General features: G+C 71.5%; 22 protein-coding genes. 3 read left to right on the top strand and 19 right to left on the bottom strand.

What is annotated here, in order from left to right; translation table 11 throughout:
• Positions 1 to 27: 27 nt before the first annotated feature.
• The 7 genes from ACF07B_RS00410 to ACF07B_RS00380 all read right to left on the bottom strand — a co-directional run bounded on the left by ACF07B_RS00410 (position 28) and on the right by ACF07B_RS00380 (position 8842).
• Positions 28 to 213, bottom strand: a complete 186-nt coding sequence (locus ACF07B_RS00410; protein ID WP_392177237.1) for a hypothetical protein — start codon at positions 211 to 213, stop codon at positions 28 to 30.
• Positions 210 to 2516 (bottom strand): molybdopterin cofactor-binding domain-containing protein, encoded by a 2307-nt coding sequence (locus ACF07B_RS00405; RefSeq protein ID WP_362389660.1) that lies wholly within the window; start codon positions 2514 to 2516, stop codon positions 210 to 212. Before ACF07B_RS00405 ends, ACF07B_RS00410 begins: the two co-directional genes overlap by 4 nt.
• Positions 2513 to 3979, bottom strand: coding sequence for a (2Fe-2S)-binding protein (locus tag ACF07B_RS00400; protein ID WP_392177236.1), 1467 nt, complete (start codon positions 3977 to 3979; stop codon positions 2513 to 2515). The genes ACF07B_RS00405 and ACF07B_RS00400 overlap by 4 nt, the downstream gene beginning before the upstream one ends.
• Entirely contained in the window at positions 3976 to 4869 is an 894-nt protein-coding gene (locus ACF07B_RS00395) for a xanthine dehydrogenase family protein subunit M (protein ID WP_369483975.1), read from the bottom strand. Before ACF07B_RS00395 ends, ACF07B_RS00400 begins: the two co-directional genes overlap by 4 nt.
• 281 nt (positions 4870 to 5150) lie before the next feature.
• On the bottom strand, positions 5151 to 6809 hold the full coding sequence (locus ACF07B_RS00390) for a beta-N-acetylhexosaminidase (protein WP_392177235.1): 1659 nt from the start codon (positions 6807 to 6809) through the stop codon (positions 5151 to 5153).
• Between the two features lie 1077 nt (positions 6810 to 7886).
• Complete coding sequence (locus ACF07B_RS00385; protein ID WP_103554931.1) at positions 7887 to 8183, bottom strand: DUF3039 domain-containing protein; 297 nt, start codon at positions 8181 to 8183, stop codon at positions 7887 to 7889.
• Between the two features lie 86 nt (positions 8184 to 8269).
• The gene (locus tag ACF07B_RS00380; RefSeq protein WP_369483973.1) at positions 8270 to 8842 is read right to left on the bottom strand and encodes a YqgE/AlgH family protein; all 573 of its coding nucleotides are present in this window, start codon (positions 8840 to 8842) and stop codon (positions 8270 to 8272) included.
• Positions 8843 to 9122: 280 nt separating this feature from the next.
• Here ACF07B_RS00380 and murA point away from each other — a divergent pair, with 280 nt between their 5' ends.
• Positions 9123 to 10463 carry a UDP-N-acetylglucosamine 1-carboxyvinyltransferase gene (murA, locus tag ACF07B_RS00375; RefSeq protein ID WP_369483972.1) on the top strand — a complete coding sequence of 447 codons (1341 nt, stop codon included), beginning with the start codon at positions 9123 to 9125 and terminating at the stop codon, positions 10461 to 10463.
• 198 nt (positions 10464 to 10661) lie between these two features.
• Here the strand turns inward: murA and ACF07B_RS00370 are convergent, their stop codons facing one another.
• The 6 genes from ACF07B_RS00370 to ACF07B_RS00345 form a co-directional block, all read right to left on the bottom strand.
• Positions 10662 to 10943, bottom strand: coding sequence for an HU family DNA-binding protein (locus ACF07B_RS00370; RefSeq protein WP_037619258.1), 282 nt, complete (start codon positions 10941 to 10943; stop codon positions 10662 to 10664).
• A gap of 374 nt (positions 10944 to 11317) precedes the next feature.
• Positions 11318 to 12751, bottom strand: a complete 1434-nt coding sequence (locus tag ACF07B_RS00365) for an NAD-dependent malic enzyme (RefSeq protein WP_392177234.1) — start codon at positions 12749 to 12751, stop codon at positions 11318 to 11320.
• 459 nt (positions 12752 to 13210) lie between these two features.
• A complete protein-coding gene (locus ACF07B_RS00360; RefSeq protein ID WP_392177233.1) occupies positions 13211 to 15601 on the bottom strand; it encodes a HelD family protein in 2391 nt (796 codons plus the stop codon).
• An 85-nt stretch (positions 15602 to 15686) separates the two neighbouring features.
• Entirely contained in the window at positions 15687 to 16472 is a 786-nt protein-coding gene (locus ACF07B_RS00355; RefSeq protein ID WP_392177232.1) for an anti-sigma factor family protein, read from the bottom strand.
• A gap of 38 nt (positions 16473 to 16510) precedes the next feature.
• Positions 16511 to 17041, bottom strand: a complete 531-nt coding sequence (locus tag ACF07B_RS00350; protein ID WP_037619265.1) for a sigma-70 family RNA polymerase sigma factor — start codon at positions 17039 to 17041, stop codon at positions 16511 to 16513.
• A gap of 225 nt (positions 17042 to 17266) precedes the next feature.
• Positions 17267 to 17854 carry a CGNR zinc finger domain-containing protein gene (locus tag ACF07B_RS00345; RefSeq protein WP_392177231.1) on the bottom strand — a complete coding sequence of 196 codons (588 nt, stop codon included), beginning with the start codon at positions 17852 to 17854 and terminating at the stop codon, positions 17267 to 17269.
• A 207-nt stretch (positions 17855 to 18061) separates the two neighbouring features.
• Between ACF07B_RS00345 and ACF07B_RS00340 the strand changes: the two genes are divergently transcribed.
• Complete coding sequence (locus ACF07B_RS00340; RefSeq protein ID WP_392177230.1) at positions 18062 to 18616, top strand: DUF1772 domain-containing protein; 555 nt, start codon at positions 18062 to 18064, stop codon at positions 18614 to 18616.
• On the opposite strand, the gene ACF07B_RS00335 is transcribed toward ACF07B_RS00340, so the two are convergent.
• The 3 genes from ACF07B_RS00335 to ACF07B_RS00325 all read right to left on the bottom strand — a co-directional run bounded on the left by ACF07B_RS00335 (position 18565) and on the right by ACF07B_RS00325 (position 21860).
• Positions 18565 to 19716 (bottom strand): uroporphyrinogen-III synthase, encoded by a 1152-nt coding sequence (locus ACF07B_RS00335; RefSeq protein WP_369483966.1) that lies wholly within the window; start codon positions 19714 to 19716, stop codon positions 18565 to 18567. The two genes, ACF07B_RS00340 and ACF07B_RS00335, sit on opposite strands and share 52 nt — an antisense overlap.
• 123 nt (positions 19717 to 19839) lie before the next feature.
• Positions 19840 to 21219: a NarK family nitrate/nitrite MFS transporter gene (locus ACF07B_RS00330; protein ID WP_392177229.1), complete on the bottom strand. Its 1380-nt coding sequence runs from the start codon at positions 21217 to 21219 to the stop codon at positions 19840 to 19842.
• A 245-nt stretch (positions 21220 to 21464) separates the two neighbouring features.
• Positions 21465 to 21860 carry an SgcJ/EcaC family oxidoreductase gene (locus tag ACF07B_RS00325; protein WP_392177228.1) on the bottom strand — a complete coding sequence of 132 codons (396 nt, stop codon included), beginning with the start codon at positions 21858 to 21860 and terminating at the stop codon, positions 21465 to 21467.
• Between the two features lie 176 nt (positions 21861 to 22036).
• Between ACF07B_RS00325 and ACF07B_RS00320 the strand changes: the two genes are divergently transcribed.
• A complete protein-coding gene (locus ACF07B_RS00320; RefSeq protein ID WP_392177227.1) occupies positions 22037 to 23155 on the top strand; it encodes a sigma-70 family RNA polymerase sigma factor in 1119 nt (372 codons plus the stop codon).
• 18 nt (positions 23156 to 23173) lie between these two features.
• On the opposite strand, the gene ACF07B_RS00315 is transcribed toward ACF07B_RS00320, so the two are convergent.
• The 3 genes from ACF07B_RS00315 to ACF07B_RS00305 form a co-directional block, all read right to left on the bottom strand.
• A complete protein-coding gene (locus tag ACF07B_RS00315) occupies positions 23174 to 24151 on the bottom strand; it encodes a hypothetical protein (RefSeq protein ID WP_392177226.1) in 978 nt (325 codons plus the stop codon).
• Positions 24152 to 24295: 144 nt separating this feature from the next.
• Positions 24296 to 25342: a hypothetical protein gene (locus ACF07B_RS00310; RefSeq protein ID WP_392177225.1), complete on the bottom strand. Its 1047-nt coding sequence runs from the start codon at positions 25340 to 25342 to the stop codon at positions 24296 to 24298.
• Positions 25330 to 25986: a hypothetical protein gene (locus ACF07B_RS00305; protein WP_369483960.1), complete on the bottom strand. Its 657-nt coding sequence runs from the start codon at positions 25984 to 25986 to the stop codon at positions 25330 to 25332. Before ACF07B_RS00305 ends, ACF07B_RS00310 begins: the two co-directional genes overlap by 13 nt.
• Between the last annotated feature and the right edge of the window lie 177 nt (positions 25987 to 26163).

Below are 26163 nucleotides of genomic sequence, written 5' to 3'. Positions count from 1 at the left end.
ACCGTCCGCGTGATGCCGCGGCGGGCGTCAGGTGAGGTAGACGCCGCCCAGGACGACGACCAGGGCCGCCAGCACGAACAGCAGCACCCAGAACAGCAGCTTCCCCACGCTGGGCGGGGGTTCGTACCGCGGCTGCCCGGCCTCGGCGCCGGGCGGCGGCGGGGCGGAGCCGTCCGGCGAGGGTTCGCCGGCCGGCCGCTCCCGCTCGGTCACGAGGCCGTCACCACGGCCGCCTGCGGGCGGATCGGCAGACGGTTGACCGGCCGGCCGGTGGCCGCCCGTACGGCGGAGGCGATGGCCGCGGGTGAGGTCACGACCGGCACCGCGCTGGCCGCCTTGGCGCCGAAGGGGGCGACGACGTCGCGCTCCTCGACCAGCTTGACGATGCGGATCTCGGGCGCGTCCAGCGCGGTCGGCAGGGCGTAGCCGGTGAGGTCGGGGTGGCGGACCAGGCCGCGGTTGGTCCGCAGGTTCTCGGTCAGCGCGGCGCCCACGCCCTGGGTGACGCCCGCCTCGATGCGGGCCTTGAGCTGTGCCGGGTTGAGGATCCGGCCGACGTCCTGGGCGAGCGCCAGCTCCACGACCCGTACCGAGCCCAGCTCGATGTCGACGTCGACGACCGCGCGGATGGCGCAGAAGGCGAGACCCACGAAGGCGTCGCCCTGGCCGGCCTCGTCCAGCGGTTCGGTCGGGTGCGGGCGGCACTGCGCGGTCGCCCACAGCTCCTTGCCGTCCATCGCCTCGGTGACCGTGGTCGACAGGACCCCGTCGTACGAGGTGATCTTGCCGTCGGTGATCTGGAGCAGCTCGGTGGACATGCCGAACTTGTGCGCCAGGGGCTGGAGCAGCTGCGTACGGACCATCTTGGCCGCGCGCTCCACCGCTCCGCCGGACACCCAGGTGTGCCGGCCCCGGCAGCTCGGACCGGCCGGCGGCTGGTCGGTGTCGACCGGGGCCACGTGCACCTCGTCGATGCCGAGGGTCTCCTGGACGATCTGGCGGGCCAGCGTGGTGAAGCCCTGGCCGGTCTCCACGGCCGCGCAGAGCACGGTGGCGACGCCGTCGTGGACCTTCACGGTGGCCGTCGAGACCTCGTCGGCGCCCTCGGCGCCGAGCATGTGCACCATGCCGAGTCCGTAGCCGACGCCGCGGCGTACGGCACCGGGTTCGCCGGCGCCCTCGGGGCCGCCGGGCAGCAGCCACTCGTCCTCGGGCGTGTCCTTGGGCAGCGCGGGCAGCGGGTAGTCGCGTACGGCCTGGAGCAGCTCGGCGACGGGCGCCGGGCAGGTCACGGTCTGGCCGGTCGGCAGGACGTCGCCCGTGGCCATGACGTTGCGCAGGCGCAGTTCCGCGGGGTCGATGCCGAGCTTCTTCGCCAGCTTGTCCATCTGGGCCTCGTAGGCGGCGCAGACCTGGAGGGCGCCCTCGCCGCGCACATGGCCCGAGGGCGGGTTGTTGGTGCGGACGGCCCAGCCCTCGATGAAGGCGTTCGGGACGACGTAGGGGCCGCAGGCGAAGGAGACCGCGGCGGCCAGGGACTCGCCGGAGGTGTCGGCGTAGGCGCCGGCGTCGAGCAGGATCTGCGCCTCGACCTTGACCAGATTGCCCTCGGCGTCGGCGTGGTGCCGGTAGCGCAGCAGGGTCGGGTGCCGGTGGGAGTGGCCGAGGAAGGACTCCTCGCGCGTGGCGGTGAGTTTCACCGGGCAGCCGGTCGCCAGGGCGAGCAGGCCGAGCGCGAGCTGGAAGCCCTGGTCCTCACGGTCGGCGGTGGCTCCGGGGACGCCCGTGACGACGACCTTCACGCGCGCGGGTTCGAGGCCGTAGCAGGCGGCGGCCGCGTCGCGGTCGCTGTGCGGGTCGGTGGAGGCGATGTAGAGCTCGACGCCGCCGTCGGGGCGGGGCACGGCGAGTCCGGCCTCGGCGCCGATGGGGGCGGGGTCCTGGCGGCCGATGCGGTACTGGCCCTCGACGACGACCTCGCCGACGGCGTCCGGGTCGCCGTGGCGCAGCGGGATGTGCCGGATCAGGTTGCCGTCGGGGTGCAGCGGTTCGGCCTCGAAGGCGTGCTCCGGGTCGGTGACCGGTTCGAGGACCTCGTACTCGACGATGACGGCGGCGGCGGCCATCCGCGCGGTGTCCGGGTGGTCGGCGGCGACGGCCGCGATGGGCTCACCGTGGTGGCGTACGACGTCGGAGGCGAACACCGGACGGTCGGCTCTGCCGCGGCCGTGCAGCGGGGTGCCGGGCACGTCCTCGTGGGTGATGACGGCGCGTACGCCGGGCATCTCGCGCGCGTGGCTGGTGTCGATGGACAGGATGCGGGCGTGCGGGTGCGGCGAGCGGAGCACGGCGGCCCACAGCAGGCCCTCGGCCCACAGGTCGGCGGCGTAGGGGAACGTGCCCTCGGTCTTGGCGCGGTCCTCGGCGGCGGGCAGCGAGACGCCCAGCCCGTGCGGCAGGGGCTCGGGGCCCGTCTCGGGCGCCACCGGTGTCGCGGTCGCGGCTTGGTTGGTCACGCCTGGCCTCCGTCCTGGCCGTACGGCTGTTCGTGCTGTGCCGGTGAACCGTAGGCGGCGCCGTCCTCGTACGCGGACGGGTGGACGCCGCCGGCGCCGGGTCCGGCCTGGTGCGGGATGCGGGCCGCGTCCGCGTCGGGGGCCTCGGCCGCGGCGACGGAGTGCGCCTCGCGTTCGGCGACGACCTCGCGCACGGCGTCCAGGACACCGCGGTAGCCGGAGCAGCGGCACAGGTTGCCGCACAGCGCCTGGCGGGTCTCCAGCTCGGTCGGAGCGGGGTTGCCCTCCAGCAGGTCGTGCAGGGTCATCGCCATGCCGGGGACGCAGAAGCCGCACTGCACGGCCCCGCACTTGGCGAGCGCGCGCTGGACGTCGGAGGGCTGTCCGTCGGCGGCCAGGCCCTCGACGGTGCGCACCTCGCTGCCGGCGGCGGTGACGCCGGGCACCAGGCAGGACGCCACGAGCCGGCCGTCCACCTGGATGTTGCAGGCGCCGCACTCGCCCTGCGAGCAGCCGTCCTTGGCGCCCGCGAGGCCGAGCCGCTCGCGCAGGACGTAGAGCAGCGACTCGCCGACCCAGGCGTCGGTGACCGGCCGGTCGGCGCCGTTGACCCGCAGGACGTAGGAGGCGAGGGGGTGGTCGTCGTGTCCGGCCGGGGCCGGGAGGTCCGCGTCCGGCGTTCCGTCGCCCGTCACGATGGCCTCGTGCGCCGGATCCGGCTCGGCCACCCCGTGTGTCCCCGCGGTCACCGGACCGGGGCCGGCGTCGGGCTCAGCGGCCTCGTGGGCGTCCTGTGCGGGCCTCTGGGCGGCCTGCGCGGGTGATTCGGCCCCTGATTGCCCCGCGGGCCCTGCGAGGGCCTCAGCGGCCGCTTCTCGCGCGTCGGCGGTCCAGGGCTGCCCGATGTCGCCGGCCCAGGGCGCGGCCGCGCCGCCGGGGAGCGTGGAGGGCGGGGTGCCGCCCCACTGCTCGACGAGCGCCGACGTGGTGAACTCGCCCGATTCGTCCGGGAGGTCGCCTCCGGCCATCGGGATCGACCACTGTCCGGTCACATCGTGTCCGGGGCCCTGTGCCTGACCCTGCGCCTGGCCCTGCCCCGCGCCGTCGTCGAACTGCCACTGCCCGGTGGACCCGGGGTGGTAGGCGAACCGGTCGTCGTGGGCGCCGTCCCGCGGCTGCGCGGCGTCGGGATCCGGCCATCGCGGGTCACCGCCCTGACCGGCCCAGGTTCCGCCGTCGGCCGGGTCCCCGGCCGCGGGCGGGGCGGGTGTCACGCTGATCTGCGGGGGCACGTAGCCGTGTCCGGGTGCGGCGAGCGGCTCCCGGGCGGCGAGGAGGGCCTCGATGCCCCCCTCGGGAAGTTTGACGAAGGCGGTGGCCCCGTCGTCGTAGTCGCCCTGGGGCAGCGGGTCCCAGCGGCCCCCGCCGCGCGACGCGCCCTCTTCGTGCTGGTCGTCGGTCACGACAATGCCCTTCCAAGTGCTCGTCGGGCCAGCGCGGCGACGGTGCGCCGCAGGTGCAGTACGGCGGGCGGAAGCGGGGTGAGGGTTCCGTCCTCGGCGGGGACGGGGTCCGGGATGCAGGCCGCGGCCACGTACTCGCCGAACGCGGTCAGCGCTTCCGGGACGATCGCGCGGCTGTTGTCCCAGTCGATGAGCTGGGCCACCCAGGCCTCGGCGTCCAGCGGTCGCAGCGGCATCGGCGCTATGGCGCCGACGGCGCAGCGGACGCCGCGCCTGGCCGGGTCGAGGACGACCGCCACGGAGGCGATGGCCCGCCCGGGTCCGGTGCGGCCGGTGGCCTTCAGGAAGACCTGCGGGGCGTGCAGCAGCGGCACGCGCACATAGCCGATGAGTTCTCCGCCGCGGAGCATGTCCACGCCGGCGAGCAGGTGCGACACGGGGATCTCGCGGCGGGCTCCGCCCGGTCCCGCGATGATCAACGTGGCTTCCAGGGCGGCCAGTACGGGCAGCGCGTCCCCCGTGGGGGCGGCCGAGGCGACGTTTCCGCCGAGGGTGCCCGCGTTGCGGATCTGCGGCGGTCCGGCCGCCCGCGCGGCGGCCGCCAGCGCCGGGATCAGGGCGGCGAAGTCGGGGCGGCCCATGCGGGCGTGCGTGAGGCCCGCGCCGAGCAGCGCGTGGCCGTCCTGGTACTGCCAGCCGCGGATCTCGGTGATCCGGCCGAGGCCGACGAGCGCGGCCGGTCTGAGCTGCCCGGAGTTGACCGCGGCCATCAGATCCGTGCCGCCCGCGACCGGAACGGCCGTGGGCATGGCGGACAGCGCCGCCACCGCCTCGTCCAGCGAGACGGGCAGCGTCACGGCCTGCGCCGTCCGCGGTGCGTGCGTGGTCAAACCGGTTGCCCCTTCCCGCTGCCCCACCTGGTCCCACCTGTGCTGCCGTACGGTACGTGCTGACAGGGCGGACGTGGCAACTCTGGCACATCTTCCCGGGCCCTCGACGCGGGGGTCCGCTAGGAGGCATTCGCCCGCCTCACCAGGGATGTGGCCGGTTTTCGCACGGCATCACCGGTGGGAGCCGATTATCACTCTTCGGTGACCCTTGGGGGCCTTTTTTCCTTGGGGTGCAAAGGCTCCGGGGCACCGCGGACGGGGCCGGGCGACCGTGAGCGGTCTCACACGTTCGGGGGCGCCCCCTCGATCGGGCGTCCGAGCACCCCCGGCCGCCGCTGCCAGGGCCGCGGACCCGAGGGCGCGCGGTAGGCCACGCCGAGGGCGTCGAGCCGCCCGTAGTGGGCGTTCATCCTCCGCTCGAAGCCGGCGAAGTCCCGCTCCCCGGGGGCCGGCAGGCGGCTCCAGGCGACCTCGGCGAAGGCGGCGAGCCTCGGGAACGCCTGGTAGTCCACGCGCGTGTGGTCTTCCATCACCTCGGTCCACAGGTTGGCCTGCGTGCCCAGGACGTGCCGCGCCTCCGCCTCGGTGAGCTGCGGCGGAACCGGCTCGAAGCGGTAGACGTCCTCCAGGGTGCGCACGTAGGCGATCGGCACCGGTTCGTCCTCGCCCGCGGCCTGACGGTAGTCCAGGTACACGTGCTGCTCGGGGCACATGACCACGTCGTGACCCGCGCGCGCGGCCGTGACGCCGCCCTGGTAGCCGCGCCACGACGACACCGCGGCGCCCGGCGCGAGACCGCCCTCCAGGATCTCGTCCCAGCCGATCAGCCGACGTCCGCGCGCGGACAGCCAGTTGTCGAAGTGCCGGATGAACCAGGCCTGCAACGCGTCCTCGTCGGCGAGCCCGAGTTCCTTGATGCGCGCCTGCGCCGTGGCCGACTCCTTCCACTGGTCCTTGGCGCACTCGTCGCCCCCGATGTGGAAGAAACCGGAGAACTCCGGGAAGCGGGCGGGGTCCGCCGGGAACAGGTCGAGGAGTTCCTCGAAGACCCCTTCGTAGAAGCGCAGGGTGTTGTCAGTGGGGGCGAGTACGTTTTTGGAGACGCCCCAGGTGTCCCAGACGGTCAGGGAGGTCGTGTCGATGACGTCGGTGTTGCCCAGTTCCGGATACGCGGCGATGGCCGCCTGCGAGTGGCCGGGGATGTCGATTTCGGGGACGACGGCGATATGCCGCTCGGCCGCGTACGCGACGATCTCCCGGATGTCGTCCTGGGTGTAGAAGCCTCCGTGCGGCTTCTCCTCCCACAACGGCGAGGCCCGGTGGCCGAATTTGGTGCGCGCCCGCCAGGAACCGATCTCCGTCAGCTTCGGGTAGCGATTGATCTGAACACGCCATCCCTGATCGTCGGTGAGATGGAAGTGGAAGACGTTGAGTTTGTGCGCGGCCAGCAGATCGAGGTAGCGCAGGACGCCTTCCTTGGGCATGAAGTGCCGGGCGACGTCGAGCATCAGGCCGCGCCAGCGGAATCGGGGCGCGTCCTCGACGGTGCCGTGCTCGATTTCGTACGCCGTCCGCGGATGGACCGGGGCCCGGCGGAAAGCGTCGGGGCCGAGCAGTTGACGCAGTGTCTGGGCGCCCCAGAAGACCCCGGCCGCGTCGCCGCCGCGGATCTCGACACCGTCGTCGCCGACGGCGAGCCGGTAGGCCTCCGGCCCCAGGGTGTCGTCGAGGAGCAGGCGTACGGCCCGCGTCGCGTCCCGCGGCCCAGGTCGCAGGGGCAGTCCGAGTGCGGCGCCGAGCGTCGAGCCGAGCCAGCGTGCGGTGGTGTCCGTGCCGGGCGCGGACCACAGGACGGTGTCCGCGTCCAGCGCGAACCGCCCGTGCGCGGCGCCGTCGACGACGAGGGGAGCGGGAATCAGGCCCGTATCCATCATGTCCATCCGTCCTTCAGTCCTTTTCCGCCACAGGGGCCGGAGACGAGTCTCTGGGGTTCGCGTACGAAGAAGATCGGCCGGTGAATGGTCTTCACCGTGAAGACGGCGACGGCCGTCACCGCGGAGACGGCCGCCATACCGTCCGGTCGGGCTCTTGGGCTCGCGCCGCGCGGGCGAGGACATCCGCGCGGACCGCGCGCGACGACGCCCGGGAGAAGGGGCCGGGGAACGCGAACCCTTCGCCATCGGCGTGCGCGGGAAAACGTCCCGGCGGCCGTGAGGCGGGGGAACGCGGGCGCGAAAGGCATCCGCCGGGGAAATCGTGTGCGGCGCGCTCCGCCGGGTTCACAGTCACCTTCCGCGCATCCGCGGCGGCCTCGGTGAAACCGCGTGACATCGGGGTCGCGAAGGGCCCCGGGCGGGCCGCGTACGACAGGGTCCCCGAACTCGCCGTGTTCGGCCGGCCGAGGTCCCGCGGGAAGAGGAAGAGAGGTTCGCCGGAGGCTCGGCGGGCATCGTCCGGGCGGCCGGGAACATGATCGGCGAGGTGGCCCGTAATCGGAGGCGGAATGATCCCCGCACCGCCGCCGGAAAGAATCCGACGAGCGCGGGGACGACCGCGGCACGGTCCGACCGAGAAGGCGTCCGGAGAACCGACGGGCGAATTCCCGCCGCCGCGCGACGCCGTGAGGCGGGACGCGGGAAAGATCAGCGGGAAGGCCGCGGTCCGCGGGGTGGGAGCGCGGCGGACCCCGCCCGGCCGGATCGCCCGAGCGCGACCGGCGCCGCCCCACGGGGAGGTGGTCACGGTCCCGGCCACGACGGTGAGGGGGCACTGGGCTTCATCGGCGTCCTCCGGCGCGTGTTGCGGTGCGCGCAATGACGGTTTCGCATCGCACAACACTCCGGAGGCTAAGGAGTTCCGGGACCCGCCCACAAGAGGTCTACACCACTCTGTGATCACGGGCGCCGCGAAAACCCGCCCTCCCCGGACACGACACGGCCGCGGCACCCCTCGCCAGGGGCGTCGCGGCCGTGGTCGTTCTGCGCGGCGTGCACCGCGCCGGGGGCGGAGTCCCGGCGCTACTTCTTGTCGCCGCCCTTGCCCTGGTCGCCGCCGGCGCCCATGGACTCGAAGATCTCCTTGCACATGGGACACACGGGGTACTTCTTCGGGTCGCGGCCCGGCACCCACACCTTGCCGCACAGCGCCACCACGGGCGTGCCGTCCAGCGCGCTCGCCATGATCTTGTCCTTCTGGACGTAATGGGCGAAGCGCTCGTGGTCCCCGTCACCGTGCGACACCTGCGGCGTCGGCTCTACGAGGGTCCCCGTCCCCGTGCCTCGCTGGGGCTGGGTCTCAGGCTCAAGAGTGCTCATGGAGCCAAGGGTACTGGGGCTCGCACCCATCAGTTGAGGGAAGGGTCGCGGCGCTTCGGCGCACGGCTCGCGGGCCGGTGCGCCGGTCAGTTGAGGGAGGGGTCGTCGGGATACGTCGCGACCATCGCCAGATCGCTGCGCTGGCGGCGCAGGACCTCGCGCCACAGGCGTTCCGGCGACGGGGAGGAGACGTCACCGGGCTCGGACTCGACGACGTACCAGGCTCCGTCGACCAGTTCGTTCTCCAGCTGGCCCGGTCCCCAGCCCGCGTACCCGGCGAAGATGCGCAGGGAGCCGAGGGCGGAGGCGAGAAGCTCGGGCGGGGCCTCCAGGTCCACCAGACCGATCGCACCGTGCACACGCCGCCAGCCGAGGGGCGCGCGCTCCCCCGCCGTGCCGCCCGGGATGACCGCCACCCCCAGCGCGGAGTCCAGCGAGACGGGGCCGCCCTGGAAGACGACGCCCGGTTCCCCGGCCAGACCGGCCCAGTTCTCCAGGATGTCGCCGACACCCACCGGGGTCGGGCGGTTGAGGACGACACCGAGGGAGCCCTCCTCGTCGTGGTCGAGGAGCAGCACCACCGCACGGTCGAAGTTCGGGTCCGCCAGGGCGGGCGTGGCCACGAGCAGCCGCCCTGTGAGCGAGGACACCTCGGTCATGCCAGACATGATCCCGCACATTCCCTCCATGTGGGGAGCCAATGCGTGTACGGGAGTGAATGCAGCTCAGGGCGCAACGAAGCGCTGCCCGCGCACGCGTGCGACGGTGACCCCGTGTGCCCGGGGCGGAACGGCTCGTGTTGTGGCCAAGCTATGACCGAGCTGAGTCCTCCTCGGGCTTACTGCGCCGGGGTGGGCGGCCATTACCCTTGCTGTTCGGCTCCCGTACGACCGGCCTGCCGACGACCACGCCTGCCCAACTCATCGGAACGCGAGATACATGACCGTCAACGACGATGTCCTGCTTGTCCATGGCGGAACCCCGCTTGAGGGCGAGATCCGTGTCCGCGGTGCGAAGAACCTCGTACCGAAGGCCATGGTCGCCGCCCTGCTGGGCAGCGGGCCGAGCCGGCTGCGCAATGTCCCCGACATCCGCGACGTCCGTGTCGTACGCGGGCTGCTGCAGTTGCATGGTGTGACCGTCCGTCCGGGTGAGGAGCCCGGTGAGCTGATCCTCGATCCCTCGCACGTCGAGAGCGCGAACGTCGCCGACATCGACGCCCACGCGGGCTCGTCGCGCATCCCGATCCTCTTCTGCGGCCCGCTGCTGCACCGGCTGGGCCACGCGTTCATCCCGGGTCTCGGCGGCTGCGACATCGGCGGCCGGCCGATCGACTTCCACTTCGAGGTGCTGCGGCAGTTCGGCGCGAAGATCGAGAAGCGGGAGGACGGCCAGTACCTGGAGGCCCCGCAGCGGCTGCGCGGCACCAAGATCCAGCTTCCGTACCCGTCCGTGGGCGCGACCGAGCAGGTGCTGCTGACCGCGGTCCTCGCGGAGGGGGTCACGGAGCTCTCGAACGCGGCCGTGGAGCCGGAGATCGAGGACCTGATCTGCGTCCTTCAGAAGATGGGCGCCATCATCGCGATGGACACCGACCGGACGATCCGCATCACCGGTGTGGACTCGCTCGGCGGTTACACCCACGCGGCCCTCCCGGACCGCCTGGAGGCAGCCTCCTGGGCCTCCGCCGCGCTGGCGACCGAGGGCAACATCTACGTCCGCGGCGCCCAGCAGCGGTCGATGATGACGTTCCTGAACACCTACCGCAAGGTGGGCGGTGCCTTCGAGATCGACGACGAGGGCATCCGCTTCTGGCACCCGGGCGGCCAGCTCAAGTCCATCGCCCTGGAGACGGACGTCCACCCCGGCTTCCAGACGGACTGGCAGCAGCCCCTGGTCGTGGCCCTGACGCAGGCCACCGGCCTGTCGATCATCCACGAGACGGTGTACGAGTCCCGGCTGGGCTTCACGTCCGCGCTGAACCAGATGGGCGCGCACATCCAGCTCTACCGCGAGTGCCTCGGCGGCTCCAGCTGCCGCTTCGGCCAGCGCAACTTCCTGCACTCCGCGGTCGTTTCGGGCCCGACGAAGCTCCAGGGCGCCGACCTGGTCATCCCCGACCTGCGCGGCGGCTTCTCGTACCTGATCGCGGCGCTGGCGGCGCAGGGCACGTCCCGCGTCCACGGCATCGAACTCATCAACCGCGGCTACGAGAACTTCATGGAGAAGCTGATCGAGCTGGGCGCGAAGGTCGAACTGCCCGGCAAGGCCCTCGGCTGACCCAGCCTCTCGCCCCGGCCCGGGCAACGCCGTTCGGCTGGGGGTCCGGGGGTCATCCCCCGGGCAGGCACAGCATGCGGCGGAGTGATCCGCCTACGACGATGGGGCGGCCCCCTGAAAGGGGCCGCCCCATCGGGCGTTACCGGCCTTGTACGCGTCCCGCGTCCCGCGTCCGAGGAAAACGTACCGGCGCCGGGGCTAGTTGCCCTTGGCGGCTTCCTTGAGCTTGCTGCCCGCGGAGACCTTCACGCTGAAGCCGGCCGGGATCTGGATCGGGTCGCCGGTCTGCGGGTTGCGCGCGGTGCGAGCGGCACGGTGGGTGCGCTCGAAGGTCAGGAAGCCGGGGATGGTCACCTTCTCGTCGCCCTTGGCGACGATCTCGCCGACGGTCTCGGCGAAAGCGGCCAGAACGGCGTCGGCGTCCTTGCGGGTCACCTCGGCGCGGTCGGCCAGCGCGGCCACCAGCTCACTGCGGTTCATGTTGTTACTCCCGTGTTCTTCTTGCTGTTGAGGCGTGCCAGGCGGCGGAGCCGCATATCGGGCACAGTGAAGCCGATGCTGCCAGGGTCCTCGGTCGGCTCCCGGACCCGGGTCCGTGGCCAGACCGTCGCGCCCGAATACGCATCCTGCCCCCACCTGCGGCGGGAAAGCCAATCCGGCACCCCTGGGAGTCACACGAACACCCTTGGGGGTCACACGAAGAGGCCCCTGCGAGGCCTGAACCTGGCCGCCACCCTAGAGGCGGCCACGGGCCCCGCGTTCCGCGACGCGCCGGGTTCCGGGCGGTCGTGGCGCCCGTCACAGACGGGACATCTCCGTGCAGGACACGGGAACGGGGCCCGGTTCGACCCGTACTACGCGCTCGCGTTGGCCGCGACCGCGGCCCCCGCCGCCTTCGCCGCGTCACGCACCGCTCCGGCGACCGCGCCCGCGACCTTGTCGTTGAAGACGCTGGGGATGATGTAGTTCGCGTTGAGCTCGTCCTCCGTCACCACGCTCGCGAGCGCGGCCGCGGCGGCCAGCATCATGTCCGTGTTGACGGTACGCGACTGGGCGTCCAGGAGGCCGCGGAAGACACCCGGGAACACCAGCACGTTGTTGATCTGGTTGGGGAAGTCGGAGCGGCCGGTGGCCACAACTGCCGCCGTCTGGCGGGCGATTGCCGGGTCGACCTCGGGGTCGGGGTTCGCGAGCGCGAACACGATGGAGTTCTCCGCCATCGAGGCCACGTCGGCGCCGTCGATCACGTTCGGGGCCGAGACACCGATGAACACGTCGGCGTCGCGCACAGCCTCCTTCAACGTGCCCGTGAGGCCTTCGAGGTTGGTGTTGTCGGCGATCCAGCGCAGCGGCGAGTCCGCGGCGGCGTCGACGAGGTCCGCGCGGTCCGCGTGCACGACACCGTGGATGTCGGCGACGACGGCGTGCTTCACACCGGCGGCGATCAGCAACTTGAGGATGGCCGTACCGGCAGCTCCCGCACCCGACATGACGACCCGGATGTCGCCGATCGCCTTGCCCGCGACGCGAAGTGCGTTGGTCAGGGCGGCGAGGACGACGATGGCCGTGCCGTGCTGGTCGTCGTGGAAGACGGGGATGTCGAGGGCCTCGCGCAGCCGGGCCTCGATCTCGAAGCAGCGCGGCGCGGAGATGTCCTCCAGGTTGATGCCCGCGAAGCCGGGGGCGATCGCCTTGACGATCTCGACGATCGCGTCGGTGTCCTGAGTGTCCAGGCACAGCGGCCAGGCGTCGATGCCGGCGAACCGCTTGAAGAGGGCCGCCTTGCCCTCCATGACGGGCAGCGCGGCCATCGGGCCGATGTTGCCGAGGCCCAGCACCGCGGAGCCGTCCGTCACGACCGCAACGGAATTGCGCTTGATGGTGAGGCGGCGGGCGTCCTCGGGGTTCTCGGCGATCGCCATGCACACCCGGGCCACACCCGGGGTGTAGATCATGGAGAGGTCGTCACGGTTGCGGATCGGGTGCTTGGACTGCATCTCGATCTTGCCGCCGAGGTGCATGAGGAACGTACGGTCGGAGACCTTGCCGAGGGTCACGCCCTCGATCTGCCGGAGCTGCTCGACGATCTCGTCGGCGTGCGAGGTGGAGCTCGCCGCGATGGTGACGTCGATCCGGAGCTTCTCGTGGCCGGACGCGGTCACGTCGAGGCCGGTCACCGAGCCTCCGCTGGACTCCACGGCCGTGGTGAGCTGGGAGACCGCGGTTCCGCTCGCGGGCACCTCCAGCCGGACCGTCATCGAGTAGGAGACGCTGGGCGCCGTTGCCATGGCCGACTTCCTCTGCTTTCACCGAGTCACTGCTTGTGCCGTCCGATCGTCGCACCTACCCCTGAGTACGCGGTAGTCGCCCCGGATTGCGGACGTTTTGTTCACCGGAGGCCCGTTTCCCGGAAAGCTGATTCCACTCTACGAGAGAGGGGTCCGCCCTGCGCCGACGGGCCCGGGGACGAAAGAGGCCCACGTCACAGGGTGACGTGGGCCTCTTCAGGTCCTTCGGTGAAGGACGACGGTCAATGACACCGACCCGCCATGCTCGCCTCGCGGCAAGTGGTCGCTCGTAGCGACGAAGGTTGGGCCCGGGGGCTTGGATCGGGCCGGTGTCACGTCAAAGGTAACAAAGGATTCCCATAGAGCAATTCCCGTCCCGGGAGTTCTTTTCGGCCGGGACGGGACACGGGGCCCACGGTGGCGGACAGCCCGTGCTCCGGGCGGGTGACGCGGAGCGCGTCAGTCCCGCAGGAGGTCGGGGATCCCGTCCGCGTCGGGTTCGTCGCGGTCGCTGGAGACGACGGTGAGCTGCTGCGTGGCCCGGGTCAGGGCGACGTACAGCACACGCAGTCCGGCGGGCGACTCGTCGGCGATCTCCGCGGGCGAGACGACCACCGTCGCGTCGTACTCCAGGCCCTTGGCCTCCAGGCTTCCCAGGGCCACCACGCGGTCCCCGAGCCCGGCGAGCCAGCGGGCGGCCTCCTCGCGCCGGTTCATGGCGACGACGACGCCCACGGTGCCGTCGACCCGGTCGAGGAGATGGGCGGCCTCGGCGCGCACGGTCTGCGCGAGGGAGTCCCGTACGACGGCGAACCGGGGCTCGACGCCCGTGGACCGTACGGCGGACGGCGACTCCGAACCCGGCATGGCGAGGGCGAGGACCTTGGCGGCCAGCTCGGCGATCTCCGCCGGGTTGCGGTAGTTGACGGTGAGGGTGAAGCGGCGCCGGGGGCGGGTGCCGAGCGCCTCGTCACGGGCCTCCGCCGCCTCGTCCGGGTCGGACCACGAGGACTGCGCCGGGTCGCCCACGACCGTCCAGGTGGCGTGGCGGCCGCGCCGGCCGACCATCCGCCACTGCATGGGCGTGAGGTCCTGCGCCTCGTCGACGATGACGTGCGCGTACTCGGTCCGCTCCAGCGCGAGGCGCTCGGCGCGTTCGCGCTGCGTCTCCTCGCGGTGGGGCATGAGCTCCTCGAGACCCGTGAGGTGGGCCAGCGGGTCCACGTCGCGCCGCTTCTTGGGGCGGACGGGCGCGCCGACGATGGCCTCCAGCTCGTCGAGCATCGCCACGTCGTGCACGGAGAACCCGTCCCGCTTGAGCGAGCGGGCCACCCGGCGGACCTCACCGGGGTTGAGGATCCGACGCGCCCAGCGCCCGAGGCGCCGTTCGTCGGCCATGGCGGCCAGCACCCCGCGCGGGGTCAGCTCCGGCCACCAGGCGTCCAGGAACGCCAGGAAGCTGTCCTCGGAGGTGACGTCCTCGTCGAACGAGGACCGCAGCTCGGCGGAGAGCTCCGGGTCCGCGTGCCGGGTCCCGGCGCCCGACTTCGCCCACAGGGCGTCCAGCAGCAGTCTGCGGGCGCGTGGGCGCAGCAGGTTGACCGGCGCGGTCCCGCCGAGCGCGTTGTGCTTGATCCGGTCCAGCTCGGCGGACTCCAGCTCCAGCCGGCGCCCGAAGGCGACCACCCGCAGCCGGGTGGGAGCTCCCGCGGGAGCCGCCTCCGGCTCACCGAAGGCCAGCTGGCCGCCGCCCCGGCCGGACGCGCCCGCCGGGGCCTCCAGCGCCCCGCGCGCCGCCTTCCGCAGCACCCGCAGCATCCGGTACGAGCCCTTGGCCCGGGCCACCGCCGGGGAGTCGTACAGCGTGGCGCCCACGCCGTCCACGAGCGAGCCGATCGCGCGGATCGCGACCTGCCCCTCCTCGCCGAGCGAGGGCAGCACGCCCTCGGTGTAGGCGACGAGCAGCGGGGTCGGGGAGACGATCAGGATGCCGCCCGCGTACCGGCGGCGGTCCTGGTAGAGGAGATAGGCGGCCCGGTGCAGGGCCACCGCGGTCTTGCCGGTGCCGGGGCCGCCCTCGACATAGGTCACGGACGCGGCGGGCGCGCGGATCACCATGTCCTGCTCGGCCTGGATGGACGCCACGATGTCGCGCATGGTGTGGCTGCGGGCCTGCCCGAGGGCGGCCATGAGCGCGCCGTCGCCGATGACGGGCAGCTCCTGGCCGTCGAGGGAGGCCTTCACCTGCGGGCGCATCAGGTCGTCCTCGACCCCGAGGACCCTGCGGCCCTTGGAGCGGATGACCCGGCGGCGTACGACCCGGCCGGGGTCGACCGGGGTGGAGCGGTAGAACGGGGCCGCGGCGGGCGCCCGCCAGTCGATCACCAGCGGCGCGTACTCGGCGTCCAGGACGCCGATACGGCCGATGTGGAGCGTCTCCGCGATGTCGGCGGTGTTGTCCTCGCGGACCGCGCCGTCGGCGGGTTCCACGGCGGTGTAGGCACCGTCGGGCCCCTTCACGCCGTCCTTCCCGCGGAGCAGGTCGATCCGGCCGAAGAGAAAGTCCTCGAACTCGTTGTTGAGACGGTTGAGGTGGATTCCCGCGCGGAACACCTGGGCGTCTCGCTCGGCGAGCGCCCCCGGTGTGCCGACGTGACCGCGCTGGGCGGCGTCGTGCATGAGGAACTCGGCCTCGTGGATCTTCTCCTCGAGGCGCCGGTAGACCCGGTCCAGATGTTCCTGTTCGACAGCGACCTCACGGTCCCGTACGGAGTCGTCCTTGACGGATTCGTCCGGCACGGATGTGCGGACCGAGCCGAGCGCGGTTTCCTGCTGAGCCTGAGCGGCCACCGGGCGCCCCCTTCTGACGTGCTGGGCAGCCGTCAACCGTACGCGAAGGGAGGCCCGCCGGGCTACGTCCGCGCCCGGAGTCCGCTCACGCCTTCACCTCGACGAGACGCTTCCCACTGAAGGTCATGACCTCGAAGTGGTCGATCTGGTTCGGCTCGAAGGCCGCGCCGCCATGGACGTAGAGGGGCTGCTTGGCCTCCTCGGTCTTGGCGTTGGGAGTGCCGTAGCCCCACTCCGGGACCGACCAGGAGGTCACCGTCTCGCGCTCGCCGTTCTTGCCGACGGCGATCAGGGAGCACTTCTCCGGGCCCGTGACGTTCTTGAGCTGGAGGACCGCGTGGGTGCCCCAGTCCTTCGGCTCGATCGCGACGACGGCGTTGACCTTGGTCTTCGGGTCCGTGGCCGACGACTTGTCGGTCATGTCCTGGAAGGCGGCCTTGGCCGGGCTGGTCGCGTGCGCCTGCGGCATGTTCGTTCCGGTGTCGCTGCCGCCGTTGACCGCCATGACGGTCAGCGGACCGCCGATGATCAGCGCGGCCGCGGCCGCCACCAGGTACATGCCGCGCCTGCGCTTCTGGGCGCGGCGTGCCGAGACCTCGTCCACCAGCCGCTCCGCGAGCCGTGGGCTCGGGCGGGCCGAGAGGGACTCCGCGATGGCCGGGCTGCCCTGCGAGGCGGGCAGGTCGGCGAGTGCCGCGAGCATCGGTTCCATCCCGGCGAGCTCGTCGAGCTGCTGGGCGCACCACTCGCAGGAGGCGAGATGCTCCTCGAAGGCCGTCGCCTCGACGTCGTCGAGGATGCCGAGCGCGTAGGCGCCGACAGTCTCGTGAATGTTGTCCCCGGACCCTTGCTGTCCTCGTGGACCTTGCATGGCTCCCGGACCACCTGTTCCGTAACCCCCGTACGTGTTCATGCCGTCACCCCCCGCTCCTCCAGCGCAAGCTTCATCGACCGCAGGGCGTAGAAAACCCGTGAGCGCACAGTGCCGCTGGGAATGCCGAGCGTTTCGGCCGCCTCATTGACGGTACGCCCTTTGAAGTATGTTTCGACCAATACTTCCCTGTGAGCAGGGGTCAGGTCGTCCAGCGCGTCCGACAGTGTCATCAGCCACAACGCCTTGTCGATCTCGTCCTCCGCGGGGATGACCTCCAGCGGCGACGGGTCGACCTCCTGCGGCCGGGCCTGCCGACTGCGGTGGCCGTCGATGACGATGCGTCGGGCGACCGTCACCAGCCAGGGGCGTACCGAACCGGTCGCTCGATTGAGCTGGCCGGCGTTCTTCCAGGCACGGATGAGCGTTTCCTGCACGACGTCCTCGGCGCGCTGCCGGTCTCCGGCCACCAGGCGCAGCACGTAGGCCAGCAGGGGCCCCGCGTGTTCCCGGTACAACGCACGCATCAGCTCCTCGTCGGGTTCGGTCGACGAGGACTGCTGAGACATGCGATGTCGGGCCCTTGGCCTGTGTTCATCAGCCACGGCTGAATCCTTGCGCACGCCTACCTCCGGTGTCCGGGGGTTCCCCCAGTCGGTCGCTCATCACCGGGTACGTGTGCCGGTACGCGAGTGTTCAAAGTGTTCAGGATTTTTTCTGGTGAAGATGTGTAGACAGCGAAAAGAATGCATACCGATCACCTCACGTCACTGGTACATCACGGACGGGTGTGATCAGGCGCGCGCCAGAGCCGCGCGGCGCCGGTGCCGGGCCACTCGCTCCCGATTGCCGCACACCTCGCTGGAGCACCAACGGCGGCGTCGGCCGCGCGAGGTGTCCAGATAGACGATCGGGCAGTTGTCACCCGCACACTGTCTCAGACTCGCGCGGGCGTTCGGGTCGGTGAGCAGGTCGAGGGCGTCCCGGGCCACCAGGGAAAGGAGTTCACCGCAGCGGGGCGGGGCGTGCAGCGCCCGGCGCAGCGAGCCATCGGCGGCGCGGACGGCCCAGGGCGCGGGCGGGGCCGCGAGGGCAACGGCGTTGACGCGGGCGAGCGCGCTGTCCGCGGGCCGCCCGTCCAGCTCGCCGCGCACCAACTGGGTGATATGTCCGCGCAGTTCCTGGAAGCCGAGCAGCCATGAGGCGTCCACGGCGGCCAGCGCGGTGCCGACGGGTACCAGCCCGGAGGCGACGACCCAGGCGCTCAACCGGGCGGCCGAATCGAGGCGTTCGTCGGGATGGGTGGTCGCCGTCAGGTCCAGGCAGATCCGCCCGGAGTCGAACCGCAGCTCGTACGAGGCTGTGGCCATGCCCGATGCCATGCGCCTGTCACCGCCTTGGGGTCACCTGCCGTGGTACCCCTACAGTGCCTCCCCCGGCGCCCCGCCGGAAGACTCGGCACCGGTCCCGTACCGGATGCGTACCCGACGGGCACCGGACGGGGTCCGCGGCGCGGCGTGGACGCCCGCTTATGCGGCCGCGCTCCTCGGCCATGTCACCCGCTCCGGACCGCCGGTTGACTGAGGGACATGACGGACAACAGCACGGAGCGGCGTGACGCCGCCGCGGGTGTACTGGGTGCGGCCACGGTGGCGACGGGCCTGGTCGCCGGAACCTTCTACGTCTTCGCCTGCGCGGTGATGCCGGCGCTGGCACGCAGCGACGACCGCGTCTTCATCGAGGTCATGCAGAACATCGACGAGGTCATCCAGAACCCCGTCTTCTTCCTGGGTTTCCTGGGCGCGCCGGTGCTGACGGCGGTCGCCGCCCGGCAGTCGCGCGGCGCGCCGGAGAGGTGGTGGGTGCTGGCCGCGCTCGCCGCGTACACGCTCGCGTTCGTGGTCACCGTGGCCGTCAACGTCCCGCTCAACAACGGTCTCGCGAACGCGGGCGCCCCCGGGCGCATCGCCGATCCGGCCGCTGTGCGCGACCGGTTCGAGGACCCGTGGGTGGCGTGGAACGTCGTACGGGCGCTGCTGTCGACGCTGGCGCTCGCCTGCCTCGCCCGCGCCCTGCTGCTGCGCCGGCGGCCTCAGGCGTCGGCGTACTTGGCGTCGGCCGCCGGGTCGAGCGCGAGCCGGTAGCCCCGCTTGACGACCGTCTGGATCAGCTTGGGCGCGCCGAGTGCCGTACGCAGCCGGGCCATCGCGGTCTCCACGGCGTGCTCGTCGCGGCCCGATCCCGGCAGCGCGCGCAGCAGTTCGGCCCGCGCCACCACCCAGCCGGGGCGCCGCGCGAGGGCTCGCAGCAGCGACATCCCGGCGGGCGGGACGGGCCGCAGCGAGCGGTCCACCAGCACGGCGTGCCCCCGGATCTCCACCTGGTGCCCGGCGATGGGCAACACCCGTGCCCGGCCGGGCAGTTCCTGGCACAAGAGCTGTACGAGGGGGCCGAGCCGGAAGCGTTCGGGCTGGACGGTGTCGACGCCGAGGGCCTGCAACGGCAGCGCGGTGACCGGGCCGACGCAGGCGGGCAGGACGTCGTGGTGCAGCGCGGCGAGGAACTCCGCGCTCAGGCCCCGCTCCTCGGCCCTGGACAGCAGGGAGGCCGCGGCGGGGGCGCTGGTGAAGGTGAGCGCGTCCACGCCGCGGGTGAGGGCCGCGTCGAGCAGCCGGTCGACCGGGCCGATGTCCTCCGGCGGCATCCACCGGTAGACGGGCACGAGGACGACCTCGGCACCGGCGGCGCGCAGCGACTCGACGAATCCGGGCAGCGGTTCGCCGTGCAGCTGTACGGCGATACGGCGGCCGTCCACCCCTTCTTCGAGCAGCCGGTCGAGCACCTCGGCCATCGACTCGGAGGACGGCGACCACTCCTCGGTCAGCCCCTGGGCCCGGACCGCGCCCTTGACCTTGGGTCCCCGGGCGAGCAGTTCCACGCTCCGCAGCCGCTCCAGCAGTTCCTCGCCCATGCCCCAGCCGTCGGCGGCCTCGACCCAGCCGCGGAATCCGATGGCGGTGGTGGCCACCACCACGTCCGGCGCGTTGTCGACCAACTCCTTCGTCGCGGTGAGCAGTTCGCCGTCGTCGGCGAGGGGCACGATCCGCAGGGCCGGCGCGTGCACGACGGTGGCCCCGCGCCGCTGGAGCAGCGCGCCCAGTTCGTCTGCCCGGCGCGCGGCGGTCACCCCCACGGTGAATCCGGAGAGTGGACCGTGCTCGGGTCGCTGCTGTTCGTCGTGCATGCGGTCTCGTCTCGCGCTCGTCGAGTCGTCGTACGGGTCTGTGCTTGTCGTACGTCGTGGCGGATCCGAGCCTGTCAACGGACCGTGACAGGCTCGGATCAAGGTGATGTCGGGCGTGTTACGTCACACCTCGGCGTAGCTGAGCTGGGCCTTCGCCTCGGCGGTGGCGCTCGCCCGGGCCGGGGCGGCCGGCCGGCGAAGGTATACGGCCCAGGTGACCGCGAAGGCCGCCGCGTAGAAGGCGAGGAACGTGACGAAGGCGCCGGTGCCGGAGCCTGAGTCGAGGAACGACTGGCGGAAGGCGAGGTTGATGCCGACACCGCCGAGCGCGCCCACGGCACCGATGAGCCCCATGGCCGCGCCGGACAGGCGCCGTCCGTGGCGGGCGGCCTCCTCCCCTTCGAGCCCGGCGTCCAGGGCCTTCCGCTGGAAGATGCCGGGGATCATCTTGTACGTCGACCCGTTGCCGAGCCCGCTGAGCACGAAGAGCACCACGAAGACCGAGACGAAGAGCGGCAGCGACCCCTCACTGCTGGCGAAGACCAGGACCCCGGTCGCCGCGGCCATGGCGACGAAGTTCCAGAGCGTGATCCTGGCGCCGCCGTAGCGGTCGGCGAGCCGGCCGCCGACGGGCCGGATCAGCGAACCGAGCAGCGGGCCGATGAAGGTGAGGTAGGCGGCCTGGAGCGGCGTACGCCCGAACTGGACCTGGAGCACCTGTCCGAACGCGAAGGCGTAGCCGATGAACGACCCGAAGGTGCCGATGTAGAGGAACGACATGATCCAGGTGTGCGCGTCCTTCGCGGCGTCCAGGGCGGCGCCGGTGTCGTTCTTCACGGAGGCGATGTTGTCCATGAAGAGGCCGGCGAGGACGGCGGCCACGACGATGAGCGGGATGTAGATCCCGAGGAGCAGCCGGGGGCCGCCGCTCGCCCCGATGATGGCGAGGGCCACGAGCTGGATGACGGGGACGCCGATGTTGCCGCCGCCCGCGTTGAGGCCGAGCGCCCAGCCTTTCCTCCGCAGCGGGAAGAAGGCGTTGATGTTGGTCATGCTGGAGGCGAAGTTGCCGCCGCCGACACCGGCCAGCAGGCCCACCACGAGGAACGTGTCGAACGAGGTGCCCGGCTTCATCACGACGAACGCGGCGACGGTCGGTACGAGCAGCAGGGTCGCGGACACGATCGTCCAGTTCCGGCCGCCGAAGAGGGCGACGGCGAAGGTGTAGGGAACCCGCACCACCGCGCCGACCAGCGTCACCATCGAGGTGAGCAGGAACTTGTCGGCCGGGGTGAGTCCGTACTCGGGTCCCATGAACAGGACCAGCACCGACCACATGGTCCAGACGGAGAACCCGATGTGCTCGGACAGCACGGAGAAGAGCAGGTTGCGCCGGGCGACCTTCTCGCCCTTCTCCGCCCAGAAGACCTCGTCCTCCGGATCCCACTCCTCGATCCAGCGACCGCCCCGCGCGGGGGCCGTACTCGTGTCTGGGGCAGTCATGTCACGCCTCCATTGGTTCTCCGGGCTTACTGGCCTGCTGTTTCCCGAAGGTAGGGAGGGCTCGTTTCCGCCCTGTGGCTGTGAGTGACCTGAAGGGAACGTTGCTCTCACCCGGTCCCGGACCCGGCGGTGAGGACGGGCCCGGGACGGGGTGAGGTCCGTCCGGCGCGCTCGCCCGCCGGGCGGGTCCGTCCGGCGTGCTCGCCGCAGGGCGGGAGGGCGTACGGGGCGCTCGTCCGGGCCTGTCAGACGGCCGCGTTGTGGTACGAGGTGATGGCCCAGGTCGCGTCGGCGGGGTCGCGGACGAGCACCCAGGTCGCCCGGTGCTGCCGGCCGGCGGGCACCTCGCTCTCCCCGGCCAGGAGAATTCCGGCCTCGCTGACCACGACGGCGGTGCCGGGGCGCGGGAAGCGGATCCGCCGGGGTTCGTCGAGCGGCCGGGATCCCTTCAGCGGTCCCTCGAACGCGGCCGCGATGTAGGAGCGGATCTCCTCCCGCCCGTCGTTGAAGACGCCGGGCATCACGACGGTCGCGTCCTCGGTGTAGAGGGCGGCGAAGGCGTCGGCGTCGTAGTCGGCCCAGGCGGAGTAGAGACGGGCGAGGACGCGGCGGATGTCCTGGACGTCGTCGGTGCTGGTCATGATGGTTCCTTCTCCTCGAACGGGTTCGGCGCCGGTATGTACCTCGACGGCACCCGGAAGTCATCGGTGCCGCGGCGATGAGTCCGGGCGGGTCCGGAGGTAGGTACCGGTGACGGACGGGACTCGGCGAAGCGAGCCCCGAGGAGCGGACCGCCGACGCAGCCGAGGAGCAGACCATGGAGACGCGGGACGACGGGCGCCTCGACGGGCACGACGAGCCCTTCGACGGGGACGACGGGGGTGACCGGCCCTTCGAGGGGGACGACGGGGACGACGAGCCCTTCGACGGGGACGACGGGGGTGACCGGCGCGACGACTTCGAGAAGCGGACGGCGCCCTACCGCCGCGAGCTGCTGACCCACTGCTACCGGATGCTCGGTTCGGTGCACGAGGCCGAGGACCTGGTGCAGGAGACGATGCTCCGGGCCTGGCTCGCGTACGACCGTTACGACGCCGGCCTCGCGTCCCTGCGCACCTGGCTGTACCGCATCGCCACCAACCGATGCCTCACCGCGCTGCGCGGCCGCACGCGCAGACCGCTGCCGTCGGGTCTGGTGGGCGCGCTGGAGGATCCGGGGGCGCCGATGACCCTGGGGGCGGAGGTGCCGTGGCTCGAACCGTTCCCGGACCGGGGCGCGACCGGGCCGGTGTTCGGCGCCGGGGCCGCGGCCGGGGATCCCGCGGGTGTGGTCGCCGCCCGGGGCAGTCTGCGCCTCGCGCTGATCGCCGCGATGCAGTTGCTGCCGCCGCGCCAGCGGGCCGTCCTCATCCTGCGCGACGTACTGGCCTGGCCGGCGGCCGAGGTGGCCGAGGCCCTCGGCACGTCGACGGCCTCCGTGAACAGCGCGCTGCAACGGGCCCGCGCACGACTCGGCGAGGCCGGTCTGACCGAGGAGGAGGTGACGGAGCCACCGGACCATGAGCAGCGCGCGGTGATCGACCGTTATCTGCGCGCCTTCGAGGACGCCGACCTCGACGCCCTGCGCGCCCTGCTCACCCAGGACGTCGTCCTGGAGATGCCCCCGGTGCTCAACTGGTACGTCGGCCCGGACGCCTACGTCGCCTTCATCGCCCGCGTCTTCGCGATGCGCGGCACGGACTGGCGCCTGCGCCCCACCACCGCGAACGGCCAGCCCGCACTGGCGGCCTACGTCCGCGCCCCCGGCGACGACACCTACCGCCTGCACACCCTCCAGGTCTTCACAGCGACCCACGGCGCGGTGAGCCACACGGTGGTCTTCCAACTCCCGACGGTCTTCACGGCGTTCGGGCTGGCGGAGGAGTGGGAGGACTGACCACGCCGGGGCCGTGGACTACTGGGGTGGTTGCGGCTGCGCCTGCGGTGGTACGGGTCCGGACTGGGCGGCGTACGGGTTGCCGGGCCCGCCCGGGGCAGGGACGGGGGGCTGCTGAGCGTAGGGGCCGGGGGTCTGCGGGGGCTGACCGGCGTAGGGAGGCTGGCCCGCGTACGGAGGTTGCGGGGCCTGAGCCGGGTAGGGAGCCTGACCCGCGTACGGGGATTGGGGGGCTTGACCGTACGGGGGCTGGGCGGCGTACGGGGGCTGGCCGGCGTACGGACCTTGCGGAGCCTGAGCCGGGTAGGGAGCCTGGCCCGCGTACGGGGCTTGCGGGGCCTGGCCCGCCTGCCCCGCCTGCGGGGCATAGGGGCCGTACGGGCCGGTGGGCTGACCGGCGTACCCGGCCGTCGGCGGCAGATACCGCACCCGCCCGCCCTCCTCCGTCACGGGAGCGAACCCGGCCGCCCGCAGCAACGCCGCGAACTTAGCGTTCCGCTTGCGTGTGACGACGAGCCCCACGCCGAGGACGACCATCATCACGGCCCAGAGCACGCCCGCCACCGTGAAGGCGACGGAGCCACCGCCGGCCCGTACCGCGAGGACGACGCAGCCGACGCTGAGACCGACCCCCGCGTACACCATCCGCTTCTCGGCGTTCTTGCCGGTGAGGTCGAAGTTGATGCGGGCCTTGAGGAGTTCCAGGGCGTCGGGGACGACGGGCGGCAACGAGACCCCGTCGCCGGCCTTCGGGTACTGCGCCCCGTTCTGCGCGGCACGCGCCTGAGCCTGCGGGCCGGGGTCGGGCACGATGAGCATCGTGAGCGCGTTGTTGCGGCCGCTGCCCTGACGCACGTCCGCGTACTCGTAGCCGAACTGCTGGGCGATGAAGGCGAGTCGGGCCAGCTTCTTCACGGAGGCCATGGGGCTCGTGAGCTGTACCGCCTGGCCCTGAGCCATGAGCCCGAACATCTTCCGGATCTGCCGCTTACTCACGTGACCCCCAACTCCCCACCGAACCAACCCGTTCGCATCAGCAACGGCCCCACCTTTTCACGCACGACATCTCCGCAGAACAGCCGGGCATCTCCGTTTACCGGCGCTTGACTCGGCCTTGCCGGGCCCGTGGACAGGCCGGGCTCAGCGGTTGATGGACTGGATCTCCTGGACGACGACGTCCTGGTCGGCTCCGAAGGTGCCGTCCGGCAGGTTCCGCGCGTCGGGTACGCCGGTACCTGTCCAGTGGATCTTCCAGGTGATGGTGGCCCTCAGCTTGTACGAAGCGTCGCCAGAGGAACGCAGGTACTTCACCCCGCAGGGCGGGGTCTCCCCGGCTTTGCCCTTCGCGTACGCCTCGCCGATGCGGTCGCCCGTGATCTCGCAGACGCCCGACGCGGGATACGTCTGCGCGTCCGCCGTACCCGGCTCGATCCTGAGGGAGACCGGCTCCGCCGTCGTCGTGGCCGTCACACGCAGCAGGGGAACCGACGCGGTCACCGACACCGGCTTGAACTTCGCCGTGTCCAGCCACGCCCACGTCGGCAGATTCACCTTCGTCGTCCCCGCCGGAGCCAGATCCACCTTCGTCGACGGCACCCGTATCTCCGCATACGCGAGCTGCGCCAGCATCTCCGGCGTGATCGCCTCCGGAATATCCGCCGGAGGCGCCTCACCCGTGTCCACCCAGAAGATGCCCTTCGTGCACTTCAGCGCACCGGGGTCACCCTCACGACCCGGCGTGACATACGAGTCCCACCAATAGCCCTTGCCGGTCTTGTCCTTGTTGAAATCCTTGGCTTCGCCACCATTGACGTACTTGTCACGCTGGGTCTGATCCCAATCGGAACCGGTCGACTCGGCGTTCCAGATGGGCTCCAGATACTTCTGCAACTCATCCGGCGTGTACTTCGGCGCGTAATAGCAGGCGGGCGGAGTCCAGTCACCGGACGAAGAGGTCACTGGCCCCGACGAGCCCCCCGACCCGTTCTTGGACCGATCGAACACAACAGCACCGGCAGTGGCGGTGAGGTTGCCCTTTCCGTCACTGTCACCGGAGGTGTGCGTGCCGCCAGGCTTCTGGCTGCCGTTGCCGAAGTCGTCGTCGGCTATGGCAGAGTTGGCGTTGACCAAGAGAAGAATCGCAACCGCGGAGCCGCTCACAGCCCCGCGCCATTTCACGGCTGACATTTCCCGCTGCCCCTCTCCGAGAGCATGTCCTGCGTCACCCAGACACCGTCCGCATTCCGCTTCAACGACGTGTTGTAGAAGATGTAGCTGTTCTTCGTGACGGGAGTCTTGTCGACCTTTCCGGTCTTGACGAACTTGTTGTACGCCTTGCCCTGGTCTTCGCAGTACGTGAGCGCCGCCGATCCGTCACCGAGAAGCGTCGCCGTCTCGCCGTAGAAACGGTAGGTACCGGTGGTCCGAGCCTTGTGGTCCACAAATCGCTGCACGTACTTCTGCGTCGCCGCCGCGAGCTCTTCCGCCGAGTAGAAGCGGTATGCGGGGTCGAGCGGGTCCTGATTGGCGATCGCCTGGTCCGTGGCCTTGATGAACAGTTCACCGTCGGCCAGGACGGCGTCCTTATCCTTGTTGCCCGTCTTGCGCCACTCGAAGGTGTAGTGAAGGTCGGCAGGCAACTCGATCTTCGGTCGGCCCGTCGATTGCGTCGCGCTTGCGCTGGGTGTGGCCGACGCCTTGTCTCCGGTGTCCGCGCCGGCGATCTTGTCGTTGGCCTTCGGCTTGTCACCACCCCCACCGCAGGCGGTCAGAACCAGCACGGCTGACGCTCCGACAGCGGCTGTGGCAAACAGGCGGGAACGGCGGTTCACGGCAGACTCCTGTGCGGCGTGGGGTGCGGAGGGGCACCAACACGCTAGCGGGGGTCTGTGCGACGACACCACAGCGAATGGTGCCAAGCGAGTAACAGACGCCGACCATAGATGCCCATAGCGTGCTCAACTGGCCGCCCGGAGCCTTCGATTCAGCGAACGCCACCGGAAGCACGG

This window comes from Streptomyces sp. NPDC015532, assembly GCF_043078065.1.
Lineage (GTDB): Bacteria > Actinomycetota > Actinomycetes > Streptomycetales > Streptomycetaceae > Streptomyces.
This window is presented reverse-complemented; position numbering and strand designations above follow the sequence as displayed.

What these genes read in the sequence shown, in the direction of transcription:
- ACF07B_RS00390 (WP_392177235.1), bottom strand. Translation starts at nt 6,809, where the DNA reads ATGGACATGATGGATACGGGCCTGATTCCCGCTCCCCTCGTCGTCGAC.
- ACF07B_RS00385 (WP_103554931.1), bottom strand. Translation starts at nt 8,183, where the DNA reads ATGAGCACTCTTGAGCCTGAGACCCAGCCCCAGCGAGGCACGGGGACG.
- ACF07B_RS00380 (WP_369483973.1), bottom strand. Translation starts at nt 8,842, where the DNA reads ATGACCGAGGTGTCCTCGCTCACAGGGCGGCTGCTCGTGGCCACGCCC.
- murA (WP_369483972.1), top strand. Translation starts at nt 9,123, where the DNA reads ATGACCGTCAACGACGATGTCCTGCTTGTCCATGGCGGAACCCCGCTT.
- ACF07B_RS00370 (WP_037619258.1), bottom strand. Translation starts at nt 10,943, where the DNA reads ATGAACCGCAGTGAGCTGGTGGCCGCGCTGGCCGACCGCGCCGAGGTG.
- ACF07B_RS00365 (WP_392177234.1), bottom strand. Translation starts at nt 12,751, where the DNA reads ATGGCAACGGCGCCCAGCGTCTCCTACTCGATGACGGTCCGGCTGGAG.
- ACF07B_RS00355 (WP_392177232.1), bottom strand. Translation starts at nt 16,472, where the DNA reads ATGCAAGGTCCACGAGGACAGCAAGGGTCCGGGGACAACATTCACGAG.
- ACF07B_RS00350 (WP_037619265.1), bottom strand. Translation starts at nt 17,041, where the DNA reads ATGTCTCAGCAGTCCTCGTCGACCGAACCCGACGAGGAGCTGATGCGT.
- ACF07B_RS00345 (WP_392177231.1), bottom strand. Translation starts at nt 17,854, where the DNA reads ATGGCATCGGGCATGGCCACAGCCTCGTACGAGCTGCGGTTCGACTCC.
- ACF07B_RS00340 (WP_392177230.1), top strand. Translation starts at nt 18,062, where the DNA reads ATGACGGACAACAGCACGGAGCGGCGTGACGCCGCCGCGGGTGTACTG.
- ACF07B_RS00335 (WP_369483966.1), bottom strand. Translation starts at nt 19,716, where the DNA reads ATGCACGACGAACAGCAGCGACCCGAGCACGGTCCACTCTCCGGATTC.
- ACF07B_RS00330 (WP_392177229.1), bottom strand. Translation starts at nt 21,219, where the DNA reads ATGACTGCCCCAGACACGAGTACGGCCCCCGCGCGGGGCGGTCGCTGG.
- ACF07B_RS00325 (WP_392177228.1), bottom strand. Translation starts at nt 21,860, where the DNA reads ATGACCAGCACCGACGACGTCCAGGACATCCGCCGCGTCCTCGCCCGT.
- ACF07B_RS00320 (WP_392177227.1), top strand. Translation starts at nt 22,037, where the DNA reads ATGGAGACGCGGGACGACGGGCGCCTCGACGGGCACGACGAGCCCTTC.
- ACF07B_RS00310 (WP_392177225.1), bottom strand. Translation starts at nt 25,342, where the DNA reads ATGTCAGCCGTGAAATGGCGCGGGGCTGTGAGCGGCTCCGCGGTTGCG.